Annotated in this window: 12 protein-coding genes, 1 tRNA gene and 2 pseudogenes; 9 read left to right on the forward strand and 6 right to left on the reverse strand. The window is 71.2% G+C overall.

The window, feature by feature from the left end; genetic code table 11:
* Positions 1-117: 117 nt before the first annotated feature.
* The 6 genes from M3677_RS13755 to M3677_RS13780 are packed head-to-tail and all read right to left on the reverse strand — an operon-like array spanning position 118 to position 7380.
* Positions 118-1848 (reverse strand): protein kinase, encoded by a 1731-nt coding sequence (locus M3677_RS13755; RefSeq protein WP_066651142.1) that lies wholly within the window; start codon positions 1846-1848, stop codon positions 118-120.
* Complete coding sequence (locus tag M3677_RS13760; RefSeq protein ID WP_066651145.1) at positions 1845-3299, reverse strand: penicillin-binding protein 2; 1455 nt, start codon at positions 3297-3299, stop codon at positions 1845-1847. Before M3677_RS13760 ends, M3677_RS13755 begins: the two co-directional genes overlap by 4 nt.
* Entirely contained in the window at positions 3296-4744 is a 1449-nt protein-coding gene (locus M3677_RS13765; protein WP_251154392.1) for an FtsW/RodA/SpoVE family cell cycle protein, read from the reverse strand. Before M3677_RS13765 ends, M3677_RS13760 begins: the two co-directional genes overlap by 4 nt.
* Positions 4741-6126: a Stp1/IreP family PP2C-type Ser/Thr phosphatase gene (locus M3677_RS13770; protein ID WP_066651160.1), complete on the reverse strand. Its 1386-nt coding sequence runs from the start codon at positions 6124-6126 to the stop codon at positions 4741-4743. Before M3677_RS13770 ends, M3677_RS13765 begins: the two co-directional genes overlap by 4 nt.
* Positions 6127-6133: 7 nt before the next feature.
* Positions 6134-6703 carry an FHA domain-containing protein gene (locus M3677_RS13775; RefSeq protein ID WP_251154391.1) on the reverse strand — a complete coding sequence of 190 codons (570 nt, stop codon included), beginning with the start codon at positions 6701-6703 and terminating at the stop codon, positions 6134-6136.
* Complete coding sequence (locus tag M3677_RS13780) at positions 6700-7380, reverse strand: DUF3662 and FHA domain-containing protein (protein ID WP_066651163.1); 681 nt, start codon at positions 7378-7380, stop codon at positions 6700-6702. Before M3677_RS13780 ends, M3677_RS13775 begins: the two co-directional genes overlap by 4 nt.
* Positions 7381-7490: 110 nt before the next feature.
* On the opposite strand from M3677_RS13780, the gene M3677_RS13785 reads away from it, so the two are divergent.
* From M3677_RS13785 to M3677_RS13825, 9 genes and pseudogenes are all read left to right on the forward strand, one after another.
* Positions 7491-7577: transfer RNA gene (locus tag M3677_RS13785), tRNA-Leu, on the forward strand.
* Positions 7578-7849: 272 nt separating this feature from the next.
* The gene (locus tag M3677_RS13790) at positions 7850-8845 is read left to right on the forward strand and encodes a matrixin family metalloprotease (RefSeq protein WP_251160823.1); all 996 of its coding nucleotides are present in this window, start codon (positions 7850-7852) and stop codon (positions 8843-8845) included.
* A gap of 94 nt (positions 8846-8939) precedes the next feature.
* The gene (locus M3677_RS13795; protein WP_209684753.1) at positions 8940-9656 is read left to right on the forward strand and encodes a GntR family transcriptional regulator; all 717 of its coding nucleotides are present in this window, start codon (positions 8940-8942) and stop codon (positions 9654-9656) included.
* A 90-nt stretch (positions 9657-9746) separates the two neighbouring features.
* A complete protein-coding gene (locus M3677_RS13800) occupies positions 9747-10745 on the forward strand; it encodes a sugar phosphate isomerase/epimerase (protein WP_251160824.1) in 999 nt (332 codons plus the stop codon).
* Positions 10742-11695, forward strand: a complete 954-nt coding sequence (locus M3677_RS13805) for a 3-hydroxyacyl-CoA dehydrogenase family protein (protein ID WP_066651174.1) — start codon at positions 10742-10744, stop codon at positions 11693-11695. The genes M3677_RS13800 and M3677_RS13805 overlap by 4 nt, the downstream gene beginning before the upstream one ends.
* 11 nt (positions 11696-11706) lie before the next feature.
* Positions 11707-12468, forward strand: coding sequence for an SDR family NAD(P)-dependent oxidoreductase (locus M3677_RS13810; RefSeq protein ID WP_209684746.1), 762 nt, complete (start codon positions 11707-11709; stop codon positions 12466-12468).
* A gap of 52 nt (positions 12469-12520) precedes the next feature.
* A pseudogene (locus tag M3677_RS13815) lies at positions 12521-13929 on the forward strand (MFS transporter).
* A complete protein-coding gene (locus tag M3677_RS13820) occupies positions 13926-15659 on the forward strand; it encodes a dihydroxyacetone kinase family protein (protein ID WP_251160825.1) in 1734 nt (577 codons plus the stop codon). The pseudogene M3677_RS13815 and the gene M3677_RS13820 overlap by 4 nt, the downstream one beginning before the upstream one ends.
* Positions 15656-15780: pseudogene (locus M3677_RS13825) on the forward strand (RpiB/LacA/LacB family sugar-phosphate isomerase); the annotation flags it as partial. The gene M3677_RS13820 and the pseudogene M3677_RS13825, both read left to right, overlap by 4 nt.

Genomic DNA, 15780 nt, shown 5'->3' on the forward strand with positions numbered 1-15780 from the left:
TCCTCCGAATGTTCGTCCGGGCAAGTGTACGGCAGGGGTTCCTGCCCGAACGCTGACGACGGGGGCTGCCGACGAACCGTTACACAACGGTGTCGACAGCCCCCGTTCGGGTGACGATCAGTTGGCGTCCTGCGGGCCCGTCGGGGTCGGGGTCGGGGTGCCCGAGGGCGTCGGGTCCTCGGCCTGTTCCCACGTCGCCGTCGCGGCGTCCGAGGACTCGGAGGCAGCGAGCGAGCCGCACGTGACCGTGTAGGTGAAGGACACCTCGTCGTTCACGGCGTCCGCCTGGATGGTGACGGCCGTCGAGCTGGTGTCCCCGGAGGTGGCTCCCGAGGCGTCCTTGCCGCCCGTGACCGTCCACGTGTACTTCGACACGTCGTAGCCGTCGGGGCACGTCGCGCCCGACCAGCTGAAGGTGACCTGGCCGGACTCGGACACCGTCCCCGCGGTCGGGGTGTTCGGCTTGTTGGCCGTCGGCGGCGTCGTGTACTGGGTGAGCGTGACGAGGGTGCCCTCGACGACGCTGCCGGTCGGGGTGAGGTCCGCGACGGTGCCGGCCTGCTCCGCCGTCGGCGCGGGGCTGCCGTCCTGCACGGTGACCTCGAAGCCGCGGCCCTGGAGCTCGTTCCGGACCTCGTCGGCGCTGCGGCCGACGTAGTCGCTCTTGTTCAGGAACACCCGTGCCGTGGTCGGTGTCGGTGTCGGCGTCGACCTGGTCGGCGCGGCCGAGGCCGACGTCGGTGCGGGGTCCGGGTCGTCGGAGCCGCCGAGCGCGAAGGCCGCGATGACCCCACCGATGACGAGCACCGCGAGGACCCCGACGAGCCACCAGATCCAGGCGCGCTTCTTGGTCGGCTCCTCGTCCTCCGGCGCTGCCGGTGACCGCGGCGTGCCGGGAGGGCCGGCGACGGCTCCGGCCTGCGTGCCGATGAGCGCGGTCGCCGCGTCGTTGCCCGGACGCTGCGGCGGGTTGAACGCGACGGTGCCCGCGCCGCCGACTGCAGGCACGGCGACGGTCGCTGCGGCGACGTCCCCGCGCCGCAGCGCCTGGGACGCGCGGGCCAGGTTCGCCGCGGTCGCCGGACGGTCCGCCGGCTTCTTGGCGATGCAGGACAGCACCAGTGCCGAGACCGGCTCGGGCACGTCACCGGGCAGCGCGGGCGGCTGCTCGTTGATGTGCGCCATCGCGATCGCGACCTGGGACTCGCCGGTGAACGGACGACGCCCGGCCAGGCACTCGTACGCGACGATGCCCAGCGAGTAGATGTCGGTCGACGGCGATGCCGGGTGGCCGCTCGCCTGTTCCGGGGACAGGTACTGGACGGTGCCCATCACCTGGCCCGTCGCGGTGAGCGGGACCTGGTCGGCGATGCGCGCGATACCGAAGTCGGTGATCTTCACACGGCCGTCGGGCGTGATGAGCAGGTTCCCGGGCTTGATGTCACGGTGCACCAGGCCGACGGCGTGGGCGGCCTGCAGGGCGTTCGCCGTCTGGGCGACGATGTCGAGCACCTTGTCGACCGGCAGCGTGTGCTCCCGCTCGATCATGGTGGACAGGGCCTCGCCCGGGACGAGTTCCATCACCAGGTAGGCGCTGCCGTCCTCCTCGCCGTAGTCGAAGACGTTGGCGATCCCCTCGTGGTTGACGAGGGCAGCGTGGCGCGCCTCTGCGCGGAAGCGCTCGAGGAAGCCCGGGTCGCCGAGGTACTCGTCCTTGAGGATCTTGAGTGCGACGGTCCGGCCGATGACGAGGTCGGTCGCCTGCCACACCTCACCCATGCCGCCGATCGCGACCCGCGAGGAGAGCTGGTACCGCCCACCGAAGGTGAGTCCGCTGGTGGGTCTCATTTGTTCAGCACCGCCTCCATGACCTTCTTCGCGACCGGGGCCGCGACCGTGTTGCCGACGCCGGACTGCCCGAGTCCGCCGCCGTTCCCGACGACGACCGCAACGGCCACCTCCGGGTTCTTCGCCGGGGCGAACCCCGTGAACCACAGCGTGTACGGATCACCCGTACCGCCTTCCGCCGTACCCGTCTTGCCGGCGACGTCGACTCCGTCGATCTTGGCATTGGTGCCGGTCCCGCCGCTCACGACGCTCTGCATCGCCTCGGTCAGGTCGGCGGCCTCGGAGCCGGACAGCGGGTCGCTGTACTGCTTCGGCGAGAACGACTCGACGGTCTTCAGGTCGCTCGTGGTGATCGAGTCGACGAGCGAGGGCTGCATGACCTTGCCGCCGTTCGCGATGCCGGCCGACACCATCGCCATCTGCAGCGGCGAGACGCGCACGCTGGCCTGCCCGAACGCGCTCAGCATGAGCTGGGCGGTCGAATCGACGTCGGGGTACTGGCTCGCGGTGGCGCGCATCGGGACCTCGATGGCGTCACCGAAGCCGTACTCGTCCGCGACGGACTTGATCGTGTCGTACCCGAGCTTCTGGCCGAGCTCGGCGAACGGGATGTTGCACGAGAACTGGATCGCCGTCCGGAGCTTCACCGTGTCGCCGCCGCCGCAGGAGCCGCCCTCGGCGTTGTTGATGTACGAGCTGGTGCCCGGCAGCTGCAGGCGCGACGGGTTCGGGAACTCGGAGTCGAGCGAGTACTTGCCGTCCTTGAGCGCGGCGGAGGCCACGACGAGCTTGAAGACCGATCCCGGCGTGTACAGGTCACCGCCGATCGCCCGGTTCTGCAGCGGGGTCGGGGTCTGCTGCAGCAGGGCGTCGTACTGCTGCTTGACCTGCGCGGTGTCGTGCGAGGTCAGGGCGTTCGGGTCGTACGCCGGCTTCGACACCATCGCCAGGATCTTGCCCGTGCTGGGCTGGATCGCGACGACCGCACCGCTGTTCTCGCCGAGTGCGTCGTACGCGGCCTGCTGCACGTCCGGGTCGATGGTGAGGTTGACGTTGTCGCCCTGGACGTCCTGCCCGGTGAGGATCGCGTTGAGGTTCTGGAAGAACGACGCGTCGGAGTTGCCGGAGAGCACGGCGTTCTCGGCGCTCTCGATGCCCGTGTTGCCCTGGCCGATCGTGAAGTAGCCGGTCACGGCGGAGTACAGCGCACCGTTCGTGTACTTGCGCTGGTACTGGTACTGGTCGTCCGAGGGGGTCGACTCGGCGATCGGGCTGCCGTCGACCAGGATCGCGCCGCGCTTGGTCGAGTAGCTGTCCAGGATCGTGCGGGAGTTCCGCGAGTCGGCACGCAGGGTGTCGGCGGCGAAGAACTGGATCGAGGTCGTCGACACGAAGAGCGCGACGAACATGAGCACGATGACGGTCGAGACGCCGCGGAGCTGTCGGTTCACCGGGTGCGCTCCTTCCTGGTCGTCGCACCGCGTCCGGAACGGCCACGGGCGGCGGGGACCGCGCCCTGCTGGACGCGCTGTTCTGCGGGGATCGAGTCGGTCAGTCGTAGCAGCATCGCCGCGATGATCCAGTTCGCGATGAGCGACGAGCCACCCGCGGCCATGAAGGGTGTGGTCAGACCGGTCACCGGGATGATCCGGGTGATGCCGCCGACGACGACGAACACCTGCAGGGCGATGATGAAGCCGAAGCCGACACCGAGCAGCTTGCCGAAGTCGTCCTGCGCCATGAAGGCCACGCGGAGGCCCCGCGACGCCAGCACGATGAACAGGGCGAGGATCGCGAAGACGCCGATCAGCCCGAGTTCCTCGCCGAGCGACGCGACGATGTAGTCCGCGTTGGCGACGGGCGTGATGTACGGACGGCCCTGACCGAGGCCGGTACCGGTGATCCCGCCGTTCGCGAAGCCGAACAGGCCCTGGACGAGCTGGTAGCTGCCCTGGGTCTGTCGGTCGAAGATCGCCTGGTCGAACGGGTCGAGCCACTGCTCGAAGCGACCCCGCACGTAGACCAGGACCGACTGCGCGACGAGGGCACCGCCGACGAACAGCCCGAGCCCGATGACGACCCAGCCGAGCCGGGCGGTCGCGACGTAGATCATCACGAGGAACAGGCCGAAGTAGAGCAGCGCCGTGCCGAGGTCGCGCTGGAACACCAGGACGGCCATGGCCGACGCCCACATCACCAGGATCGGGCCGAGGTCACGGGCGCGCGGGAAGGTCATGCCGGCGAACTTCTTGCCGACGATCGACAGCGAGTCCCGGGCGGTGACGAGGTACCCGGCGAAGAACAGCGCCATCGTGATCTTCGCGAGCTCGCCGGGCTGGAACGAGAACGGGCCGATGCGGATCCACACGCGGGCGCCCCCGACGTTCTCCCCGATGCCGGGGAGCATCGGGAGGAGCAGCAGCGCGATCGTCGCGAACATGAAGATGTAGCGGTAGCGCTGCAGGAAGCGGTGGTTGCGGACCGCGACGACGGTGATCGTCGCCAGGACCATCGCGAGCATCGTCCAGACGATCTGCTTGACGCCGATCGCGTCCCAGCCGGTCAGGCCGTTGTGCACGTCGATGCGGTAGATCTCGGCGATGCCGATGCCGTTGAGCACCAGGGCGATGGGCAGCACGAACGGGTCCGCGTGCTTCGCGACGACGCGGAGCACCACGTGCATGACGAGCGCGAGGCCGAGGATCCCGCCGCCGACCCAGAGCACACCGGTGTCGAAGATGCGGCCCTTGGTGCCGAGCTGGACGAGCACCATCGCGCCGGCGCAGATGCCGCACGCGATGACGAGCAGCACGAGCTCGAGGTTCCGGGCCCGGGCCGGCTCCCGCAGCTTGATGGTGATCGCCTGCGTGAAGGACTGCGCGGTCGCGGTGCTCATCGGCCGTCCCCCGGGCTCTCGGACGGCGAGGCGCTGCCGGACGGCGAGGCGCTGCCCGACGGTGACCCCGACCGGGTCGGGGTGGGCGACGGCGACGAGTCCGCATCGCCGCCCGTGCCGGCCTGGTCCTGGCCGGTCTCGGCGGCCTTCCGCAGCCGGTCCACGATGTCGCGCGCGTCGGAGAGCGAGGTCGCGTTGATCGTCGACCGCACGTTCTCGCGCGTGTAGTCCGGGAGCGACGTGACCGAGATGTCGGTGTCCTCGTAGACGTCCGACAGCGCGATCGGCCCGATCGACTGCTGCACGCCCTGGTAGATGGCGACCGTGCCGCGGTCGGTGCCGACGTAGTAGTGCGCCTGGGTGATCCGCCAGCCCAGGAACACCGCCCCCACGAGGGCCGCGACGGCGACGACGAGCGCGATCGACCAGGCCACGCGGCGTCGGATGCGCCGACGGCGGTCCTCGGCGATGAGCTCGGCGAAGTACTGGTCGGACTCGGGCTCGAAGTGGGAGTCCTCCGGCACGGCGCTCACCTTGAGCGGGTGGAGCAGGATCGTGGGGAGGCGGATCGGCTTGCGACCGGTCGACGCCTCGAAGGTCAGGGGTGCCGCGGCGGAACCGACCGTGGTGGCGGCGGCGTCGTCGTCCTCGGGTTCCGTGTCGGTGACGTCCATCACGACGACGGTCACGTTGTCCGGGGCACCGTGGTCGAGCGTCTCCTTGACCAGGCGCTGCGTCACCTGGTTCGCGTCCATGGTCGACGCGAGCGCGTGCCGGATCCGCTCCTCGGCCAGGTACGACGACAGACCGTCCGAGCAGAGCAGCCAGCGGTCGCCGGTCTGGATGTCCATGACGGCGGTGTCGACCTCGGGGGCGGCGTCGACGTCGCCGAGCACGCGCATGAGCACCGAGCGCCGGGGGTGGACGGCGGCTTCCTCCGGCGTGATGCGACCGCTGTCGACGAGGCGCTGCACGAAGGTGTGGTCGGAGGTGATCTGCTGCAGCTCGCCGTCGCGCAGGCGGTAGATGCGGGAGTCGCCGATGTGCGCGATGGCGATCTGCTCGCCGACCCGGATGAGTGCGGACACCGTGGTGCCCATGCCGGTGAGTTCCTGGTGCTCGAACACCGTCTCGGTGATGAGCTGGTTCGCGGCGATGAGCGCGGACTGCAGGGCGAACTCGGCATCGTGCGCGGACGGGAACTCGCGGTCGACCTCGCGGATGCGGCGGATGGCGATCGCGGACGCGACGTCGCCGCCGGCGTGGCCGCCCATGCCGTCCGCGACGGCGAAGAGGTGCGTGCCGGCGTAGCCGGAGTCCTGGTTGTTGGCGCGGATGCGCCCCACGTGGGACACAGCGGCGCTCAGCGTGCGAGCCGTCATGTCCCGGTTACCGCCGCAGCTCGAACGTCGTCGTCCCGATCGTGATCGGCGTCCGTTCCGCGATGGTCACGGGCCCGGTCACCTTCTGACCGTTGACGAACGTGCCGTTCGTGGACTCGAGGTCGGACAGGACCCAGCCCTCGCCGCGGAGGTCGAGGCGGGCGTGGTTGGTCGACGTGTAGTCGTCGCGGATGACGACGTTCGACTCGCTGGAGCGTCCGATGGTGATCGGACCGCCGCCGAGGGGCATCTCCATGCCCTCGCGGGAGCCCTCGGTGATGACGAGGCGCGTCGCGACGCCGGTCGGCGGTGCGGAGCCGGACTGCTGCTGTGTCGGGCCCGCGGGTTGGCCGATCAGCTCCGTGAACGCGCCGGGCGCTGCGGCTGCAGGAGCCGCGGCGGCGGGCACGGTCGGCGTCGTCGGTGCGGACGCTCCGGCCTTCGGGTCGGTCGGGATGGTGCGGACACGTTGGCCGAACAGGTCGCTCCGCAGGGCGAAGACGATGACGAACACGAACAGCCACAGCACCGCGAGGAAGGCGAAGCGCAGGACGAGCAGGGTCAGGCCCGTGGTCATCGCGCACCTCCGTCGTTCTCCGGGATCACCCGGAACACCATACGGGTACGACCGATCTCGATGGTGGAGTCCGGCTCGACGATGGCCTGCTGGAAGCGTTCGCCGTTCAGCTTCGACCCGTTCGTGGACCCGAGGTCGTTGGCCTGCGCGTGCTTGCCGTCCCAGATGATCTCGACGTGCTTCCGACTCGTCCCGGTGTCGGCGACGGTGATGTCCGCGTCGGTGCCGCGCCCGATCACGGTGCGGCCGCGGTGCAGCCGGTGGCGCTGCGACCCGATGTCGAGCACGGCGACCCACGCCACGTCACGCTGCACCGTCGACGAGTCGACCTGCAGGATGCCGGTGGACAGCGTGCCGTCCTGCTGCAGCGTGATCGAGACCGGTCCGGAGAAGGAGTAGTTCTGTGCCACCGCGTGCTGCTGCACCATCTGCGACAGCTCGTCGATGAGCGGGCGCCCGATGTCGTTCATCCGCGTGTGGTCCGGCGGCGCGAGGCGCACCGTGAACTCGTTCGGGACGAGGATCCGCTCGCGGGAGACCACGGCGGCCTTCGTGTCGAGCTCCCGCCGCAGCGCGCTGGAGATCTCGACGGGCTGCACGCCGGAGCGGAAGGTCTTCGCGAAGGTGCCGTTGACGGCGCGCTCCAACCCTCGCTCGAAGCTGTCCAAGAGGCCCATGTGTCTCCGTGTTCGTCGGTCAGGGACCACTGCATGGTAGTGGGTGGCGCTCGTGCCCGTCTGTGCGTGGTCACGGGCACCCTCCGTCGCGTGCTAGTGTTGCCGGGCTGGCGCGAGTGGCGGAATTGGTAGACGCGCACGGTTCAGGTCCGTGTGCTGGAAACGGCGTGGGGGTTCAAGTCCCCCCTCGCGCACCAGGTGAGGAACGGCCCCCGGAGGAATCCGGGGGCCGTTCCGCGTTCCGGCGCCGATGCTCCCCACGACCGGCCTGGAGGCTCGTCCCACCTCCGTCCGTCGGCCGCAGCCGTGCACGGATCGGGTCCGCCTCGGCACGCCGACCGGGTCGGCCCATCGACCCCGTGGTGACCGCCGGCCTGCCCGTTCTGGGGGTTGCCCCTCCGCTGCCGCTCTCCGCACACTGATCGGCGTCGTACCGGGTCGTGCCGGTGCGCCTGCTCCTGGAGGACCCATGCGGACGTCGTCCGTGACCGCTGCCGTGGTCGCACTCGGGACCGCGCTCGTCGCGGTCGTCACCACCAGCGTCGGGGTCGCCCCCGCGCACGCCGCGCCGTCGTGCCGCGGTGACCGGATCACGGTCGCCGAGCTGTCCGGTGGCTGCGTCGTCGCGTCCGGCTCGGTCGTGCTCCCCGACGGTCGCGTCTTCGCGGTGCCCGACGCCGGCACGACGGTGACCGCGCTGCCGGTGGCGACGACGACCGGTGGTGACCCCGGGGACGCCTCGGTGACGAACACCGGCGCGGCAGGCATCGCCGTGGCGGTCGACGGCCGCTGGTCCGGCGCCACTGCTGCCGTCCGGCGGGTGCTCGCACTGCGCGAGGGCCGCGTCGCCGCCGGGCACGACGCCGGTGCGGGTGCGGCCACGACCGGCACCGGATCGGCGGCCTCGAGCTGCACGGACCGGTCCTACACGCTCCTGGCGTACCGCTGGACGAGGGACGTCCGGTGGTGGTCGAACCCGACGGGAGCGAAGGCGGCGGACCGCGTGGCGATCCGCGCGGGTGCGACGGCGTGGAGCGGACGGCTCGGGACCTGCGGGCGCTCGATCACGTCGAGTGCCGCGAACACCTGGGTCAGCACGACGGCGAGGACCCCCGCGGTCTCGAGCACCGGGGGCTGCGGCGACCCCGACCGTCGGAGCGTCACCGGCTGGGGCTCCCTGCCCGCGGGCACGCTCGCGACCACGTGCGTGTGGTCGCAGGACGGCATCGCGGTCGAGGCGGACCAGCGCTACTCGACCCGGTACGCGTGGTCGTCGACGGCGACGTGCTCCGGGAACCGGTACGACCTGCGCGGCGTCGCGACGCACGAGTGGGGGCACGCGTACGGCCTCGGGCACACCGCAGCCTCGTCGGCCCTCGTCATGAAGCCCGCGGCCGCGCCGTGCGACGTCGCCCAGCGCAGCCTCGGGCTCGGGGACGCCCTGGGCATCGACGCCCGGTACTGACGATCGCCACCGGTGCCCGGCGCCGGCGCACACCGGCCACCGCCGCCGCGGGACGCGCAGGTCGCGGGACCCTGCACTCTCTAGGATCGACCGCATGACGAGCACGATGCCGGGCTTCGGCTCCGCGCGGATCACCCAGATCGGGTTGCGCGACCGCGTGTACGACCGGGTGCTCGAGGTGCTCATGGGGCACGACGTCGAGCCCGGGATGCGCCTGTCGATCGACGGTCTCGCCCGGACGCTCGGCGTCTCCCCGACCCCGGTGCGCGAGGCCCTCGTGCAGCTCGAGCGGACCGGCCTGGTCACGCGCGAGGCCAACAAGGGGTACCGCGTCGCGCCGCCGCTCGCCGGCGACCAGCTCGAGGCGCTGTTCGACGCGCGGCTCATCGTCGAGAGCGGGGCGGTCGAGCTCGCGGCACGCGGGGACGTGGCCGTGCTGCGGGAGCGGCTCGCTGCGGCGCTCGCCGAGCAGGAGGCCGTGGCCGCCGAGGTCGCCCGGGTCGGCGCCCGCCGTGCGTCCGAGGAGCTGATGGCCCGGTTCTTCCGCTCCGACTGGCGTTTCCACCAGCTCGTGTTCGACGCGACGAGGAACCCCTTCCTCGAGGAGATGTCCGCGATCATCACGACGCGGGTGCACCGCATGCGGCAGATCGTCGAGGGCGGGGACGACGACACCGAACGGGCGGTCGCCGAGCACCGTGCGGTCCTCGATGCCCTCGCCGTGGACGCGCCCACGGCCGTGGCGGCGATGCGGCACCACATCGACGCGGTGCGGGTGCGCTCCCGGGCCGACGCGTCACACTCCGCCTGACGGAACGGGGTTGCGCTCTGGCTCAGCGCGAGTATCTTTCCTATAGGAAAGAGGTTCGAGGATGAACCGCGTGATGCAAGGGAGCACTCCGTGAGCACACCGCAGGACTGGGTCGAGCAGGACTGGGACCCGGACAGCTGGACCGACCGGACGTGGCCGATCGCCGTCTGCCTGCACGGCTTCGACCGGGTCACGCGGGACGGCACCGCCTTCCACGACGCCCCCGTCGAGGTGTGGGACGACGTGTTCGCGCAGATCGCCGCAGCGGGCTTCTCGCTCGCCGAGCTGGCCGACAGCCACGTCCGCCCCGCGGACCTCGAACGGTCCCGGCGCGACGAGCTCTTCGCGGTCGCGGCGGCCTACGGCGTGGGGATCCCGTCGGTGCACCTGCAGCGTCGGAGCGTGATCCAGCCCGGGCACGAGGAGGAGAACCTCGCCTACGCCCACCGCACGATCGACGCGGCGGCCGAGTGGGGCATGCAGGTGTTCTCGACCGGACTGCACCAGCCGTTCTCGGAGGCCCAGCAGCGCGCGCTCTGGTTCTGGACGGCTCCCGGGCCGAAGGACCCCGAGGACCCCGACGTGTGGGACGCGGCCGTCCGACGCCTCCGCGAACTCGGGGAGCACGCGGCGAGCGTCGGCCTGCCGATGGCCCTCGAACTGTACGAGGACACCTACCTCGGCACCGCGGACAGCGCGGTCCGGCTCGTCGAGGAGATCGGGCTCGACACCGTGGGTCTCAACGCCGACGTGGCGAACCTCGTCCGCCTGCACCGTCCGGTCGAGGACTGGCGGGAGCTCTTCGCGAAGACGATGCCCCACACGAACTACCTGCACGTGAAGAACTACACGCGCGACGAGGCGGGCGACGGCAGCTGGGCGACGAGTGCGCCGAGCACGATGGAGACCGGGCTCATCAACTACCGCCAGGTCCTCCGGGACGCGGTCGCCGACGGCTTCCGCGGGATCGTCATGACCGAGCAGTACGGCGGGGACAGCCTCGGCGTCTGCGCCACCAACCAGCAGTACATCCGGTCGGTGCTCGCCACGACGAGCATCGGCACGAAGCACGGAGGAGCAGTCCGATGAGCACCCTCGACATCGCCGTCGTCGGGTCCGGGTACATGGGCGGCGGGATCGCCCAGGTCCTCGCCCTCGCTGGTCACACCGTCCGCATCGCCGACGTCTCGGCCGAGATCGCGCAGCAGAACCTCGAGCGGCTGATCCGGGAGACGGGCCAGTTCGTCGCCGACGGCCTGTTCCCGGAGGACGCCGTCGCGCGGGTCACCGCGCACCTCAGCGCCGCCGAGTCGATCGAGGCCGCCGTCGCGGACGCCGACTTCATCGAGGAGGCGGTCCCCGAGAAGCTCGCGATCAAGCACGAGACCCTGCGTCGGATCAGCGCCGCCGCCCGACCCGACGCCGTCATCGGCTCGAACACGTCGACGATCCTCATCGAGAGCCTCGCCGAGGCCGTCACCGGTCCGGAGCGCTTCCTCGGCGTGCACTTCTCGAACCCGGCGCCGTTCATCCCCGGTGTCGAGCTCATCCCGCACCCCACCACCGGCGAGCACGCCGTCACCGTCGGCGAAGCAGTCGTCGCGGCGACCGGCAAGCAGTCCGCACGGGTGCAGGACTCGACCGGGTTCGTGCTGAACCGCCTGCAGTACGCCCTGTTCGAGGAAGCATCGAAGATCGCGGACGAGGGCATCGCCAGCCCCGACGACATCGACACGATCGTCCGGACGACCTTCGGATTCCGCCTGCCCTTCTTCGGCCCGTTCGCGATCGCGGACATGGCGGGACTCGACGTCTACGCGTTCTGCTTCGAGTCGCTGCAGACCCGCTGGCCCGAGCGCTTCGCCACCCCGCCGACGCTGCAGCAGCACGTCGACGCCGGCGAGCTCGGCACGAAGACCGGATCGGGCTACCTCGACGTGCCCGCCGACCGCACGCCGGAGCTCGTCGCCTACCGGAACAGGGCCTACGTCGCCATGCAGGAGCTCCTCGACGAGCTCGGCCCGGCCCCGATCCACTGAAGGAGCACGCGATGCGCAACGAGCAGCAGACCGTCGTCCTCACCGGCGCGGCGTCCCCGCGCGGCATCGGCCGTGCGACCGCCCACCACCTGGCCGAGCAGGGCTGGAACGTGGGGATCGTCGACCTCGACCAGGCCGCGAGCGAGGCCGTCGCCGCCGAACTCCGCGAGCAGCACGGCGTGCAGGCCGTCGGCGCGGGCGCGGACGTCGCCGACGAGGCCGCCGTCCGGGCCGCCTTCGACACCATCGAGGCCGGGCTCCCGCCGATCGCGGCACTCGTGAACCTCGCGGGTGTCTCGTCGGCGCACGCCTACCTCGACCTGCCCGAGGGGGAGTGGCACCGGGTGCTGAGCATCAACCTCGACGGGGTGCACTTCGCCGGTCTCCGGGCAGCCGAGTCGATGGTGCGGAACGGGTACGGCCGCATCGTCAACCTGTCGTCGGTCTCCGCGCAGCGCGGCGGCGGGACGTTCAGCAAGACGCCGTACTCGGTCGCGAAGGCCGGCGTGATCGGCCTCACCCGCGGGATGGCCCGCGAGCTCGGGCAGCACGGCGTGACGGTGAACGCCATCGCGCCCGGCCCGATCGACACCGACATCATGGGCGGCACCCTCTCCGAGGAGCGCAAGGCCGAGATGGCTGCCGACGGTGTCCTGCCGCGCATCGGCACGCCGCGGGACGTCGCCGCCGCGGTCGCCTACCTCGTCAGCGCCGACGCCGGGTTCGTGACGGGTCAGACCCTGAACGTCGACGGCGGCCTCTACATGCACTGAACCCGACGGCACGCACCGGAGCCGACGGCTCCGACCACCAGAACGACCACTCATGATCGCGAAGGAGCGATTCGTGTCCGCAAGCAGCCCCGCCCTGGGGTCCACCCACGACCCGGCACTGAGGTCCGCGATCGCCAAGGCGACCAAGCACCTCATGCCGATGCTGGTCATCCTGTACTTCGTCGCCTTCCTCGACCGCACCAACGTCGGCTTCGCCGAGGAGGCCCTGAGCGTCGACCGGAACATCTCCGACGCGGCCTTCGCCCTCGGCGCCGGCATCTTCTTCATCGGCTACGCGATCTTCGAGATCCCGTCCAACCTGCTGCTCAAGCGCTTCGGGGCGCGCTTCTGGCTCGCCCGGATCGCCGTCACGTGGGCATCGTCGCCGCACTGTTCTCGTTCACGACGAACGACACGATGTTCATCGTCCTGCGCTTCCTGCTCGGTGTGACCGAGGCGGGACTGTTCCCGGGCGTGATCATGTACCTGTCCGAGTGGTTCCCGAACAAGGTCCGCGTGCGGATGTTCGCGATCTTCTACCTCGCGCAGCCGTTCTCGCAGATGATCGGCGCACCGCTGTCCGGCGGGCTCATCAGCGTCGGTGACCAGGTCACCCCGTTCCACGGCTGGCAGGTCATGTTCTTCGGCGAGGGCATCCTCGCGGTGCTGGCCGGTGTCGCGGCGCTGTTCTTCCTGACGAACAGCCCGCAGCAGGCGAAGTGGCTGGAACCGGGGGAGAAGCAGTCGCTCACCGCGGCGATGGCCCGTGAGGACACCGCCCGCAACGAGGACGGCCCGAAGGGCATCTGGAAGGCGATGGCGAGCGGCCGCGTCTGGTACTTCACGATCATCTACTTCTGCCTGCAGGTCGCCGTGTACGGCACGACGTTCTACCTGCCGCAGCAGGTGTCGTCACTGCTCGGGCAGGACGTCGGCTGGCAGGTCGGCCTCGTCGCGGCGATCCCGTGGCTCGTCGGACTGGTCGCCTGCTACCTCGTCGGGTCGAAGGCCGACACCGTGGGTCGTCGCCGCCGCTGGGGGACGATGTTCTACATCACGACCGGGCTGTCCATCCTCGGGTCGGCGTGGGCGGGTGCGAACGGCCAGCCGGTCCTCGGCATCCTGTTCATCACCCTCGCCGTCGCGAGCTTCCTGGCGGTCGGCCCGATCACCTGGGCCTACCCGACGGCGTTCCTCACCGGTGCGGCGGCGGCCGCGGGCATCGGCCTGATCAACTCGCTCGGCAACCTCGGTGGCTTCGTCGCCCCGATCATGCGCACCGCGATCAACGAGGCGGTGCCGACCGACAGCGGGGCCTTCGGCATCGTGTCGCTCGGTGTCCTGGCGTTCGTCGCCGCCGTGATGATCTCCTGCACCAGGTTCTTCCGGGGCGCGAAGGCCGACGAGCTGCTCGACACCTCGCACGTGGCCACCACCTCGACGAAGGGGACGACGCGATGACCCGGTTGTACAACGACCCGGCAGCCTTCGCCGACGAGGCCACCGACGGCTTCGTCGCGGCGAACGAGCGGTGGGTCCGCAGGGTGCACGGCGGTGTCGCCCGCGCGACCACCAGTCCGGACGGCACGGTCGCCGTCGTGATCGGCGGTGGTTCGGGGCACTACCCGGCGTTCGGCGGTCTCGTCGGGCACGGGCTCGCCGCCGGCGCGGCGATGGGGAACCTGTTCGCCAGCCCGTCCGCGCAGCAGGTCGCCGCGGTCTGCCGTGCCACCGAGCACGGTGGCGGCGTGCTGCTCAGCTACGGCAACTACGCCGGCGACGTGCTGAACTTCGACGCCGCGGCCCGCACGCTCGAGGACGAGGGCATCCCCGTCCGCACGGTCCGGGTGACCGACGACGTCGTGTCCGCACCGGCCGGTGCCGAGGCCGACCGGCGCGGGATCGCGGGCGACCTCTGCGTGTTCAAGGTCGCCGGGGCCGCGGCCGAGCAGGGGCGCCCGCTCGACGACGTCACCGCCGTGGCGGCCCGCGCGAACGACCGGACCCGGAGCTTCGGCGTCGCGTTCTCGGGCTGCTCGCTGCCCGGTGCCGAGGAGCCCCTGTTCGAGGTGCCCGAGGGACGGATGGCGATCGGCATGGGCATCCACGGTGAACGCGGCATCGACGAGACCGACGTGCCGAGCGCCGACGGTCTGGCGGCGCTGCTCGTCGAACGGCTGCTCGACGAGGTGCCCGCGGGCGTCACGGTCGAGGGCGCCCGGGTGGTCCCGGTGCTCAACGGGCTCGGCAGCGTGAAGTACGAGGAGCTCTTCGTCGTCTACGGCTCGGTGCAGCGACGGCTCCGGGACGCCGGTGTCGCGATCGTGGAGCCGGAGGTGGGCGAGCTGGTCACGAGCTTCGACATGGCCGGGGTCTCGCTGACGCTGTTCTGGCTCGACGACGAGCTCGAGGAGCTGTGGTCGGCACCCGCGGACACGCCCGCCTTCCGCAAGGGCGGGGCGGTCCCGCAGGAGCGGGTCGCCGAGGACGTGGTCGCCGCCGACGAGGAGGGCATCGTCATCGGTCCGGCGAGCGACGACTCGCGTGCCGCGGCCGGTCGGATCGCAGCGGGCATCAGCGCCGTGCGCGCGGTGCTCGACGACCACGCGGACGAACTGGGCCGCATCGACCAGGTCGCTGGGGACGGCGACCACGGCATCGGGATGCAGCGCGGCTCGCACGCGGCGGACACCGCCGCCGCGGACGCGCTCGCCCGGGGTGCGGGGGCGGGGACGCTCCTGCGGGTGGCGGGTGACGCCTGGTCCGACCGGGCAGGCGGGACGTCCGGTGCGATCTGGGGTGCCGCCCTGGAGGCGCTGGGTCGCGTCGTCGGGGACGACGCGCGTCCGACGTCGGCGACGGTCGCGGACGCGGTGCGGGCCGCCACCGAGGCGGTGCTGGCCTTCGGGGCCGTGCCCGGCGACAAGACGATGGTGGACGCCCTCGTCCCCTTCGACGAGGAGCTGCGGCGCCGGCTCGAGGCCGGCGATGCCCTGGGCACCGCGTGGCGGACGGCGGTGGACGCCGCCCGCCGGGCAGCGGACGCGAGCGCGGACCTGCTGCCGCGGAAGGGCCGCGCGCGGACGCACGCGGAACAGGCCGTCGGGACCCCCGACCCGGGCGCGGTGTCCTTCGCGCTCGTCGTCGAGACCCTGGCGGCGACGATCGACGAGGAAGGAACGGGAGCATGACGCTACGACTGGTGGTGGGCTCGGACGACGCGGGCTTCGACTACAAGGAGGTCATCAAGCGGGACCTCGAGGCCGACGACCGCGTGGCCAGCGTGGTCGACGTGGGCGTCGACGCGGACGG

Source organism: Curtobacterium sp. P97 (assembly GCF_023712445.1).
Taxonomy (GTDB): Bacteria; Actinomycetota; Actinomycetes; order Actinomycetales; family Microbacteriaceae; genus Curtobacterium.